General features: G+C 42.6%; 1 protein-coding gene. It reads left to right on the top strand.

The window, feature by feature from the left end; genetic code table 11:
- Positions 1 to 46: 46 nt before the first annotated feature.
- On the top strand, positions 47 to 394 hold a 348-nt coding region (locus ACYVUV_RS12390), incomplete at its 3' end, for a transposase (RefSeq protein WP_484499585.1).

Below are 394 nucleotides of genomic sequence, written 5' to 3'. Positions count from 1 at the left end.
TGATATGACCCCCGAAATTAGGACACTAATTTCGGGGGTTATTTTCATGACTAAATACACTAAAGAAATCAAACTCGCTATTTACCACGAATGGGTAGACGATCATAGAAGAGGCACCTACCTCAGCCGAAAATATGGGATGGAGCGCGGAGGAATCCAATATTTGGTAGACTTGATCCAAAAGCATGGCGAAGACATTTTGGATCGCCCACAACAGAAATATACTGCTGATTTCAAGCTTGCTGCCATTGATAGAGTTCTGCTAGGTGGTGAAGCTCTTAGGCAGGTTTCCTTAGACTTAGGGCTTACAAATACAGGAATTCTTGCAAATTGGCTTCGCTCTTTCAAAGAAAACGGGTATACTGTCATTACCAAGAAGAAAGGTAGACCACCC

It is taken from the genome of Lactobacillus sp. WILCCON 0149 (assembly GCF_057197965.1).
Note: the sequence above shows the minus strand (reverse complement) of the source record. Positions and strands in the feature narration are given on the sequence as shown.